The sequence below is a fragment of the Mesorhizobium sp. M7A.F.Ca.MR.148.00.0.0 genome (assembly GCF_003997735.1).
Classification (GTDB): domain Bacteria; phylum Pseudomonadota; class Alphaproteobacteria; order Rhizobiales; family Rhizobiaceae; genus Mesorhizobium.
Window position 1 is genome coordinate 33,060 of record NZ_RZTB01000028.1, and the last position, 10,421, is coordinate 43,480.

Annotated in this window: 10 protein-coding genes; 6 read left to right on the plus strand and 4 right to left on the minus strand. The window is 62.2% G+C overall.

The features are described from left to right. Positions 1-3: 3 nt before the first annotated feature. The gene (locus EOB49_RS13755; protein ID WP_127381279.1) at positions 4-1,248 is read left to right on the plus strand and encodes a cysteine desulfurase; all 1,245 of its coding nucleotides are present in this window, start codon (positions 4-6) and stop codon (positions 1,246-1,248) included. A 21-nt stretch (positions 1,249-1,269) separates the two neighbouring features. After that, a complete protein-coding gene (locus EOB49_RS13760) occupies positions 1,270-1,662 on the plus strand; it encodes an SUF system Fe-S cluster assembly protein (protein ID WP_127381280.1) in 393 nt (130 codons plus the stop codon). A 2-nt stretch (positions 1,663-1,664) separates the two neighbouring features. Here EOB49_RS13760 and EOB49_RS13765 read toward each other — a convergent pair whose 3' ends face one another. After that, on the minus strand, positions 1,665-2,183 hold the full coding sequence (locus tag EOB49_RS13765; protein WP_127381281.1) for a hypothetical protein: 519 nt from the start codon (positions 2,181-2,183) through the stop codon (positions 1,665-1,667). Positions 2,184-2,327: 144 nt separating this feature from the next. Here EOB49_RS13765 and sufA point away from each other — a divergent pair, with 144 nt between their 5' ends. Further along, entirely contained in the window at positions 2,328-2,705 is a 378-nt protein-coding gene (gene sufA / locus EOB49_RS13770; protein WP_127319470.1) for a Fe-S cluster assembly scaffold SufA, read from the plus strand. 184 nt (positions 2,706-2,889) lie between these two features. Here the strand turns inward: sufA and EOB49_RS13775 are convergent, their stop codons facing one another. After that, on the minus strand, positions 2,890-3,387 hold the full coding sequence (locus EOB49_RS13775) for a GFA family protein (RefSeq protein WP_127381282.1): 498 nt from the start codon (positions 3,385-3,387) through the stop codon (positions 2,890-2,892). Positions 3,388-3,476: 89 nt separating this feature from the next. Here EOB49_RS13775 and EOB49_RS13780 point away from each other — a divergent pair, with 89 nt between their 5' ends. Then, on the plus strand, positions 3,477-3,800 hold the full coding sequence (locus EOB49_RS13780; protein WP_127270731.1) for a TfoX/Sxy family protein: 324 nt from the start codon (positions 3,477-3,479) through the stop codon (positions 3,798-3,800). 187 nt (positions 3,801-3,987) lie between these two features. On the opposite strand, the gene EOB49_RS13785 is transcribed toward EOB49_RS13780, so the two are convergent. Together EOB49_RS13785 and EOB49_RS13790 are read right to left on the minus strand one after the other, a co-directional pair. Next, positions 3,988-4,905 carry a pseudouridine-5'-phosphate glycosidase gene (locus EOB49_RS13785; RefSeq protein WP_127381283.1) on the minus strand — a complete coding sequence of 306 codons (918 nt, stop codon included), beginning with the start codon at positions 4,903-4,905 and terminating at the stop codon, positions 3,988-3,990. Positions 4,906-4,980: 75 nt separating this feature from the next. Then, positions 4,981-5,925, minus strand: coding sequence for a carbohydrate kinase family protein (locus tag EOB49_RS13790; RefSeq protein WP_127381284.1), 945 nt, complete (start codon positions 5,923-5,925; stop codon positions 4,981-4,983). Between the two features lie 280 nt (positions 5,926-6,205). On the opposite strand from EOB49_RS13790, the gene recA reads away from it, so the two are divergent. Continuing rightward, complete coding sequence (gene recA / locus EOB49_RS13795; RefSeq protein ID WP_127381285.1) at positions 6,206-7,306, plus strand: recombinase RecA; 1,101 nt, start codon at positions 6,206-6,208, stop codon at positions 7,304-7,306. A 297-nt stretch (positions 7,307-7,603) separates the two neighbouring features. Then, the gene (gene alaS / locus EOB49_RS13800) at positions 7,604-10,270 is read left to right on the plus strand and encodes an alanine--tRNA ligase (protein ID WP_127381286.1); all 2,667 of its coding nucleotides are present in this window, start codon (positions 7,604-7,606) and stop codon (positions 10,268-10,270) included. Positions 10,271-10,421 lie beyond the last annotated feature (151 nt).

Genomic DNA, 10,421 nt, shown 5'->3' on the forward strand with positions numbered 1-10,421 from the left:
GCGATGAACGCGCCGGGCAAGATCGGAGATTTCTACGACGTCGAAGCGATCCGCCGCGATTTCCCGATCCTGTCGCGGGAAGTCTATGGCAAGAAGCTGGTCTATCTCGACAATGGCGCCTCGGCACAGAAGCCGCAGGCGGTGCTGGACACAATCCAGCATGCCTATTCCCAGGAATACGCCAACGTCCACCGCGGCCTGCATTTTCTCTCGAACGCCGCGACCGACGCCTACGAAAAGGCCCGAGAGACGGTGCGCCGCTTCCTAAACGCGCCGAGCACCGACAATATCGTCTTCACCTCGAACACGACCTCGGCCATCAACACGGTCGCCTACGGCTATGGCATGCCCAACATCGGCGAGGGCGACGACATCGTGCTGTCGATCATGGAGCACCACTCCAACATCGTTCCCTGGCATTTCATCCGCGAGCGGCAGGGCGCAAAACTGGTCTGGGTGCCGGTCGACGATCTCGGCGTCTTCCACATCGAGGAATTCGAGAAGCGGCTGACCGATCGCACCAAACTGGTCGCCATCACACACATGTCGAACGCGCTTGGCACTGTGACGCCGATCAAGGAGATCGTGCGCATCGCGCATTCGCGTGGAATTCCCGTGCTGGTCGACGGCAGCCAGAGCGCTGTCCACATGCCGATCGATGTGCAGGATCTCGACTGCGACTTTTTCGTCTTCACCGGGCACAAGGTTTATGGCCCGTCGGGCATCGGCGTGCTCTACGGCAAGAAGGACATTCTCGCTGGCATGCGGCCCTTCATGGGCGGCGGCGAGATGATCGAGGAGGTGACGGAAGACATCGTCACCTACAACGAGCCGCCGCACCGCTTCGAGGCCGGCACGCCGCCGATCGTCCAGGCGATCGGGCTGGGTGCTGCCCTCGACTACATGGAATCGGTCGGTCGCGAGCGCATTGCAGCCCATGAGGAAGACCTCAAGAACTACGCGCATGAGCGGCTGCGCTCCATCAATTCGCTGCGCATCTTCGGCGATGCGCCCGGCAAGGGCGCCATCATCTCGTTCGAACTGCAAGGCATTCATGCGCATGACGTGTCGATGGTGATAGACAGGCAGGGTGTTGCTGTCCGCGCCGGCACCCATTGCGCCCAGCCGCTGTTGAAACGGTTCGGCGTAACCTCCACATGCAGGGCATCGTTCGGCATGTACAATACCAGGGCCGAAGTCGACGCTTTGGCCGAGGCGCTTGAAAAAGCGCGCAAATTCTTCGGATGACGATTTTTTTGGGTGACGACCATGGATGATGCAAGCATCGCTGCCGAGACCACTGCGGAAACCGCGCCCAATGCGCTGGTTTCGGGATCGGCCATTCCAGCCGACGAACTGGCGCGGCTGACCGACGACATCGTTTCGGCGCTGAAGACGGTCTACGATCCGGAAATCCCGGCCGATATCTACGAGCTCGGCCTGATTTACAAGATCGACATCGAGGACGACCGCTCGGTCAAGATCGACATGACGCTGACCGCTCCGGGCTGCCCTGTCGCCGGCGAAATGCCCGGCTGGGTGGAGAATGCCGTCGGCGCCGTCGAAGGCGTGTCCGGCGTCGAGGTCAACATGACTTTCGACCCGCCCTGGTCCGCCGACCGCATGTCCGAAGAGGCGCAGGTCGCGGTGGGCTGGTATTGACCTTAGTCCACGCCATGAGCGCTGGCGTATGACTTCACAGTGGCGAAGAAACTCTCAAAGCTTGTCTCCGCGCCTACAGACGGTATCCACATGGATCCAGTTTGAAATTTGTTTAATTTTGCGGCCTTGGTCAGAGAGAGGTCTTTCCAACTGGATTCCTCGATTCTCACCTCGACTACAGAGAATTGATATCGACCACGAAAAGAAATGGGCACTTCCGACATGCTAGTCACAGCTGACCAAGGGACAAATTGAGGAGCGATCTCATTGCACTGGAAGCCGTTTGGTCCAATGGTTACTGCACGATACCGCCCTCTTAGTAATCTCACGGTTGAATGCAGAGAAACTGAAGCCAGGAAAAAGACGAGAATACCGGTTCCCACTCTGATTGGCATGGGCTTATCCGTTTGAAACAATGCTCCAAGCCCCAGGAACATTGCGATGGCTAACAGTACGAGCATGCGAGGCATAACTCGTTCGGGGTTCTCGGTGAAAACAATCACCTGATTTGTATCTGTCATTGACGGCATGCTCAGCTCGATTCCTTGACAGTCGGATGTGCTTCCGGGGGCTCGATTTGCGTTCCGCTCTTGTCATTTATCATTGTTTCAACCATCTATGTGAAGTCCGACAAGCCTTGAACTTGAACGGGTTGGAGAAAAAGAATGGGACGCTTCGCCGTCATCACCATGACCGAAAAGGCCGCCGACCGGGTGCGCGAGATTGTCGCCACCCGCGACAACGCGCACGGCATCCGCCTCGGCATCAAGAAGGGCGGCTGCGCCGGCATGGAATATACGGTCGATTTGGTGACCGAGCCCAACACCAAGGACGACCATATCGAGCGCGATGGCGCGCATGTCTATGTCGCACCGGAAGCAGCACTTTTCCTGTTCGGCACCGAGATGGATTTCGAGCAGACGACGCTGCGCACTGGTTTCACCTTCCACAATCCGAACCAGAGCTCGGCCTGCGGTTGCGGCGAATCCGTCGAACTCAAGCCGGCTGACCTGAAGGCACTGGCAGAAGCCCGCGCTTCCTGAGTTTTTCCTTCGCCCCGTTTACGGGGAGAAGGTGTCACGAAGTGACGGAGATGGGCAGCGCCGGCCTCTCCAAAGTTAGCGCCGCTCCTCATCTGCCGGCGTTCGTCGTTCGAAGGCCAAGCAATTGGCTTTTCGTCCGCTGCGCGGATCACTCCTCACCTCCCCGTAAACGGCGCGAAGAAATTCACTCCACCCACATGCCCGTCCGCTTGTGCCAGTCGGCGATCGATTCCTCGGGATAGATGTCGAAGACCTTGTCATGCTTGCCAACCACCGGCTCCACCCAGTTCGCCTTGTATTTCAGCATGAGGTGCACCTTGCTTGGCGGAATGGGTAAATCGCTGTCGATCGCCGAGGCGAAGGGATGCACCAACTCCGGCCATGTCGGGTCGTAGAGCCAAAGGGCTGAGCCGCATTTCTTGCAGAAATTGCGCTCGCCGGTTGAGATTTCGCAATGCGGATGCTCATCGTCCTCAATGCTGGCGCGGTAAACGCCGAGCCTCCTTTTGCCCCTTATGTTCAGCGTCTCGTTGTCGGCGCCGAGATTGATGGCAAACCCGCCGCCGCCCTGCTGCTTGCGGCAGATCGAGCAGTAGCACAGCATGAATGGCGCCGGCGTGTGGCTCTCCACCTCGAAACGGACGGCATTGCAGCGGCAGGAGCCTTTGAGCAGCACGGGCATGGCGGGAAACTCCGATCGACCTCACACAACCTGTCAGCATGATTTTGGTTGCGGCGATGACAAGGCCAAACCGGTGCCATGATCGCGGCATGGACAATGAGCGCATCGCCGAACTGTTCGAGGGCCTCGGTCCTGTCAGCATCCGAAAACTGTTCGGCGGCAAGGGCATCTATTTCGACGGTGTCATCGTCGCCATCGTGCTGCGCGGTGAATTGCTGCTGAAGGCCGACGAACAAAGCGTGCCCGAGTTCGAGGCCGCCGGCTGCACGCAATGGACCTATACCGGCTCGCGCCACGGCAAGCTGGTCGCCATGCCCTACTGGAGCGTTCCAGACAGCGCTTTCGATGATCCCGACGAGATGACGATCTGGGCACGCCGGGCCTATGAGGCGGGGCGACGGGCGGGGAAGTAGATTCCCGCAAGCGCGAGGCCACCCCCTCATCCGTCCGCTTCGCGGCCACCTTCTCCCCGAGGGGAGAAGAGGTCGACGTCGGCGCTGTAAGCTCCTCTCCCCTCGGGGAGAGGTCGGATTGCCCCGAATTGTTCTTTGCAATTCGGTCTCGGCAATCCGGGTGAGGGGGAACCTTCGCTGCGTGACCCTAAAGCGCCTTCGCAATCCTCGCCGCCAGCCGCGCATTATTCTCGACCAGCGCGATGTTCGTCTTCAGGCTCCTACCGCCAGTCAATTCGAGAATCTTTCCCAGCAGGAACGGCGTCACCGCCTTGCCGGTCACGTTGAGCGCCTCGGCGGCCTTCTGCGCGGCCTCGATATAGCCGGCCATCTCCTCAGCCGGGATTTCGTGGTTTTCCGGCACCGGATTGGCAATCAGCATGCCACCGGCGAGCCCCAGCGCTGCCCTCGTCTGGTAGAAATGCGCGATCTCTTCCGGCTCGTGCAAGGTCAGCGGCGCGCGGAACGGCGAATGCCTGGACCAGAAGGCTGGCATCGTCTCGCAGCCAAGGCCGACCACCGGCACGCCGCGCGTCTCCAGCACTTCCAGCGTCTTTTCGATGTCGAGGATGGCCTTGGCGCCGGCCGAGACGACGATGACCGGCGTGCGCGCCAGCTCGTCGAGATCGGCGGAAATGTCAAAACTCTTTTCGGCGCCCTTGTGCACGCCGCCGATGCCGCCGGTGGCGAACACTTTTATGCCGACCATATGCGCCGCGATCATCGTGGCGGCGACCGTGGTGCCACCGGTGCGCCCTTGCGCCACGGCAAAACCGAAATCGGCGCGCGACAGCTTCATGGCGTCGCCCGTCATCGCCAGCGATTCGCGCTCGCCGTCCGAAAGCCCGATCTTGATGCGGCCGCCAACCACGGCGATCGTCGCCGGCACGGCGCCGCCATCGGTGATGATCTTTTCGACGTCGGCCGCCATGGCGCCATTGTCGGGGTAGGGCATGCCATGGGTGATGATGGTGCTTTCCAGCGCCACCACCGGCCGGCCGGCAGCCAGAGCCTGCGCCACCGGCGCGTGGATGTCGATGAAGGGGCGGGCGGTCTCAGGGGTCATCAGGGTCTCCAATCCGGAATGCGGCGCGTCCGTGGGGACACCAGGCAACATCGCGGCACTATGAATTCGCCGGTCTCATGCCACTTCCCTGGCATCCGGCACAAGAGCCAGCGCTTCCGCGAAGCTTGAGGCGGTGAACTCGGGAACGGCGTTGGCGCTTTCGATGGCAAGCGTCGCCCCGGCGATGCCTTCGCGCAGGGCCACCCGCAGCGGCAGTCCGCGCAGCAAGGCAGCGACCGTTGCGCCCGCCAGCGCATCACCGGCCCCGGTGACGTCAGTGACCTTTCGGGGATTGGGCGGCATGATCGAAAAGGCGCCTGTTTCATCGAACCCCAGCACGGGCGCCTCGCCCGCCGTCACCACGCCACTGACGAGGCCGCTGCATCGCAACCCGTCGACGACCTCGCGCTGCCTGGCATTCGCGGCGACGCCGGCCAGCACCATGGCCTCGCGCCGGTTCATGAAGACCAGCGAGAGCTTCTTCAGCACCGGTATCAGCCGCACCACCTTGGCCGGCGAGATGGCAATGGCGAAAACCGGCTTGCCCGCGGCGAGCGCGACCAGCCGTTCCAGCGCCGAAGAGGGCAGATTGGCGTCGCACAGGATCGCGTCGGCGGCGGCGATCACCTCCCGCACCTTGGAGCGCCTGATCTGCTTGGGAAACGCCAAATCATAGAGCGCCATGTCGGCAAAGCCGACGATCAGCTCGCCTTCGATGTCGATCAGCGCGGTGTAGCTCGGCGTCGTGCGGTCGAGGAAGACCGCCGACAGGTCGGTAATGCCTGTCTCGGCGATGGCTCGCGAAACGGTATCGGCAGCGGCATCGCCGCCGCGAACCGACATCAGCGACGCGGAGACGCCGCGCCGCACGGCGCTGCGCAAAGCATTGAAGACGCCGCCGCCGACATCCTCGCGCATTGTGCCCGGATTGGAGGCGGCAGGCACGTAAGCGCCGGACACCTGGCCGCGTCGGTCGATATGGGCGCCGCCTATGGCCAGTATTTTCGCGGATTTCAGCATGCCGGCGATATGACCTTTGTTATTCCAGCCGCACAAGCGCTAGGCTGTGCGACGGAGCTTCGCATGCGAGGCGGCGATTCGGCAGGTCGAAACAACCGAGCCGTCTGGCCCAACGTGCGGTGCATTCCTGATCGAATCCCTGGACAAAAAAAGAACAAATCCGGATATTGCTTGTTTTTCAGTTATTTGACCCCTCTTGCCAAATGAGAACAAAAAAGGTACAAATAGGCAGGGATTACGGATTGTCCGGCCTTCATTGACGACCAAGGGGTGATGTATCATGGCTCAGAATTCTTTGCGGCTGGTAGAGGACAAGGCAGTGGACAAATCAAAGGCTCTGGATGCGGCGCTGTCGCAGATCGAGCGGGCTTTCGGCAAGGGCTCGATCATGCGGCTCGGCGCCAACGATCAGGTCGTCGAGATTGAAACGGTGCCGACCGGCTCGCTTGGCCTCGACATCGCGCTTGGCGTCGGTGGCCTGCCGCGCGGCCGCATCATCGAGATCTACGGGCCGGAAAGCTCGGGCAAGACGACGCTTGCCCTGCACACCGTTGCCGAAGCCCAGAAGAAGGGCGGCATCTGCGCTTTCGTCGATGCCGAGCACGCGCTTGACCCGGTCTATGCCCGCAAGCTTGGCGTCGATCTCGAAAACCTTCTGATCTCGCAGCCTGACACTGGGGAGCAGGCGCTGGAAATCTGCGACACGCTGGTGCGCTCCGGCGCCATCGACGTGCTGGTGGTCGATTCGGTCGCGGCGCTGACGCCACGCGCCGAAATTGAAGGCGAGATGGGCGATTCGCTGCCCGGCCTGCAGGCCCGCCTTATGAGCCAGGCGCTACGCAAGCTGACCGCGTCGATTTCGCGCTCCAACACCATGGTCATCTTCATCAACCAGATCCGCATGAAGATCGGCGTCATGTTCGGCTCGCCTGAAACCACCACCGGCGGCAATGCGCTGAAATTCTACGCTTCGGTGCGCCTCGACATCCGCCGCATCGGCTCGATCAAGGACCGCGACGAGGTTGTCGGCAACCAGACCCGCGTCAAGGTGGTCAAGAACAAGCTGGCGCCGCCCTTCAAGGTGGTCGAATTCGACATCATGTTTGGTGAGGGCGTCTCCAAAACCGGCGAACTGGTCGATCTCGGGGTCAAGGCTGGTATTGTCGAGAAGTCTGGCGCCTGGTTTTCCTATAACTCGCAGCGTCTCGGCCAGGCCCGCGAAAATGCCAAGCTGTTCCTGCGTGACAATCCCGACACGGCACGCGAGATCGAGTTGTCGATCAGGCAGAATGCCGGGCTGATCGCCGAGAAATTCCTCGAGAATGGCGGCCCTGAGCGCGGCGATGATGACGGTTTCGAGGAAGAATCCGGCGCGATGTAACAGCTTCGTGCGCGATGCCGGCCGGAGTTCGGCCATAATCGCGTTCTATTATCTCAGGCTTATGTAATCGAGTTCCGTGTTATTGCGTTTCGAAACCGCCGGCCCAGTGCCGGCGGTTTTGCGTTTTGGCGGCGGAACCAGGCCGGGTCGAACGGCCGGCAAAGGCCGTGGATTGGACCAATTCCGTGTTTCTGGACAGGGTGAAGCGCGGCGGCTAAAAGGCCAAGTCCTAATCTTCTAAAACGCAGAGCCCATTTCCGCCGGTTTGCCGGCGGCTCTTCCGAAAAGGCAGCATTCATGAGTGGCGTGAACGAAATCCGGTCGACATTTCTCGACTACTTCCGCAAGGAGGGTCACGAGATCGTCGCGTCGAGCCCGCTGGTGCCGCGCAACGATCCGACGCTGATGTTCACCAACGCCGGCATGGTGCAGTTCAAGAACGTCTTCACCGGTCTGGAGAAGCGGCCCTATTCGCGCGCCTCGACCGCCCAGAAGAGCGTTCGCGCCGGCGGCAAGCACAATGATCTCGACAATGTCGGCTACACCGCGCGCCATCTGACCTTCTTCGAGATGCTCGGTAATTTCTCCTTCGGCGACTATTTCAAGGAGCGCGCCATCGAGCTTGCCTGGAACCTGATCACCAGGGAGTTCGGGCTGAACAAGGACAAGCTGCTGGTCACCGTCTATCACACGGATGACGAGGCGGCCGGCTTCTGGAAGAAGATCGCCGGTTTTTCCGACGACCGCATCATTCGCATCGCGACCTCGGACAATTTCTGGGCGATGGGCGACACCGGACCGTGCGGGCCGTGCTCTGAAATCTTCATCGACCGCGGCGAACACATCTGGGGCGGCCCTCCCGGCAGCCCGGAGGAAGATGGCGACCGTTTCCTGGAATTCTGGAACCTGGTGTTCATGCAATATGAACAGGTGACGAAGGAGGAGCGCATCGACCTGCCGCGTCCGTCGATCGACACCGGCATGGGCCTGGAGCGGATGGCCTCCATCCTGCAAGGGGTGGAAAGCGTCTTCGAGACCGATCTGTTCCGTCACCTGATCGACGCGGCCTCGTCCGCGATCGGGCATGGTCCCGACAAGGAGACGGTCGCGTCCTACCGGGTCATTGCCGATCATCTGCGCTCGTCCTCCTTCCTGGTGGCGGACGGCGTGCTGCCTTCGAACGAAGGCCGGGGCTATGTCCTGCGCCGCATCATGCGCCGCGCCATGCGCCATGCGCAGCTGCTGGGTGCCAACGAACCGCTGATGTGGAAGCTGGTGCCGGCGCTGGTGCGCGAGATGGGCCAGGCCTATCCGGAGCTGCTGCGCGGCGAACAGTTGATCACCGAGACGCTGAAGCTCGAGGAGACCAGGTTTCGCAAGACGCTGGTGCGCGGCCTCGGCCTGCTCTCCGAGGCGACGGAGACGCTGCATGCCGGCGACATGCTGGACGGCGAAACGGCCTTCAAGCTCTACGACACCTATGGCTTCCCGCTCGACCTGACGCAGGACGCGCTGCGCCAGCGCAGCATCTCGGTCGATCTTGCCGGCTTCACCAACGCCATGGAGCAGCAGAAGGCCGAGGCGCGAAAGCATTGGGCAGGCTCCGGCGACGCGGCGACCGAGACCATCTGGTTCTCCGTGCGCGAGAAGGCGGGCGCCACCGAGTTCCTCGGCTATGAGACTGAAGCTGCCGAAGGCATCATCCAGGCGCTTGTCCGGGACGGCAAGGCTGTCGACAGCGCCGGCAAGGGTGACGCGGTGGCGATCGTCGTCAACCAGACCCCGTTCTATGCCGAGTCCGGCGGCCAGATGGGCGACACCGGCGTTATTTCAGGCGAGGGCTTCTCGATCGAGGTTTCCGACACGCAGAAGAAGGCCGATGGGCTATTCGTCCACATCGGCGAGGTGGCCAGCGGCACGGTCAAGACCGGTGTTGCCGTCGAGCTCAAAGTCGACCATGCGCGCCGCTCCAGGTTGCGCGCCAACCATTCCGCGACGCATCTGATCCATGAGGCGCTGCGCGAGGTGCTGGGCAGCCATGTCGCGCAGAAGGGCTCGCTGGTCGCGCCCGAGCGCCTGCGCTTCGACATCTCGCACAACAAGCCGATTTCACCGGAGGATCTCGAAGTGGTCGAGCGCATGGCCAACGAGATCGTCGTCCAGAACGGCCCGGTGACCACGCGCCTGATGTCGGTCGACGATGCCATTGCCGAAGGCGCCATGGCGCTGTTTGGCGAGAAGTACGGTGACGAAGTGCGCGTCGTGTCCATGGGCACCGGTGTGCACGGCGCCAAGGCCAACCGGCCCTATTCGATCGAGCTTTGCGGCGGAACGCATGTCCGGGCGACTGGCGATATCGGCCTGGTGCGTGTCGTGTCGGACAGCGCGGTCGCCGCCGGCGTGCGCCGCATCGAGGCGCTGACCGGCGAAGCCGCGCGCAAACATCTCGACGAGCAGGATAGGCGGCTGAAGGCGGCGGCAGCGGTGCTGAAGATTTCACCGGCCGACGTGCCGGCGCGCGTCGAGACGCTGCTCGAAGAGCGCAAGAAGCTCGAGAAGGAACTGACCGAGGCGCGCAAGAAGCTGGCGCTGGGCGGGGGATCGTCAGCCGATGCTCCAGCCGCCAATGAGACGGTCGCCGGTATCGGCTTCCTCGGCAAGACGGTCTCCGGTGTCTCGCCGAAGGATTTGAAGCCGCTGGCCGATGCCGGCAAGAGCTCGCTCGGCTCCGGCGTCGTCGTCTTCGTCGGCGCCGGCGAAGACAACAAGGCAAGCGTCGTGGTGGCCGTCACCGACGACCTCATCGATCGCTTCAGCGCCGTCGACCTTGTCCGCGTGGCCTCCGCCGCATTGGGCGGGCAGGGCGGCGGCGGGCGGCCCGACATGGCCCAGGCCGGTGGCCCTGACGCTTCCAAGGCCGATGATGCGATTGCAGCGGTGAGGGCGGCACTCGAAGCGGCGTGAGCCAGTGGGCAGTTCAAGGGGAGCCCTACCTTCCCAAGTAGCGCTGCCCCTCATCTGGCTGCCGCCACCTTCTCCCCGTAAACGGGGAGAAGGTGGCTTTCGTCGCGGCTTTCGCCAATCGCCAGCCTTGCAAAAAAAAGAGGCGCCGGCG

Coding starts and splice junctions, on each gene's coding strand:
- EOB49_RS13780 (WP_127270731.1), top strand. CDS start 3,477: ATGGACAATGAGCGCATCGCCGAACTGTTCGAGGGCCTCGGTCCTGTC.
- EOB49_RS13785 (WP_127381283.1), bottom strand. CDS start 4,905: ATGACCCCTGAGACCGCCCGCCCCTTCATCGACATCCACGCGCCGGTG.
- EOB49_RS13765 (WP_127381281.1), bottom strand. CDS start 2,183: ATGACAGATACAAATCAGGTGATTGTTTTCACCGAGAACCCCGAACGA.
- alaS (WP_127381286.1), top strand. CDS start 7,604: ATGAGTGGCGTGAACGAAATCCGGTCGACATTTCTCGACTACTTCCGC.
- recA (WP_127381285.1), top strand. CDS start 6,206: ATGGCTCAGAATTCTTTGCGGCTGGTAGAGGACAAGGCAGTGGACAAA.
- EOB49_RS13755 (WP_127381279.1), top strand. CDS start 4: ATGAACGCGCCGGGCAAGATCGGAGATTTCTACGACGTCGAAGCGATC.
- sufA (WP_127319470.1), top strand. CDS start 2,328: ATGGGACGCTTCGCCGTCATCACCATGACCGAAAAGGCCGCCGACCGG.
- EOB49_RS13775 (WP_127381282.1), bottom strand. CDS start 3,387: ATGCCCGTGCTGCTCAAAGGCTCCTGCCGCTGCAATGCCGTCCGTTTC.
- EOB49_RS13760 (WP_127381280.1), top strand. CDS start 1,270: ATGGATGATGCAAGCATCGCTGCCGAGACCACTGCGGAAACCGCGCCC.
- EOB49_RS13790 (WP_127381284.1), bottom strand. CDS start 5,925: ATGCTGAAATCCGCGAAAATACTGGCCATAGGCGGCGCCCATATCGAC.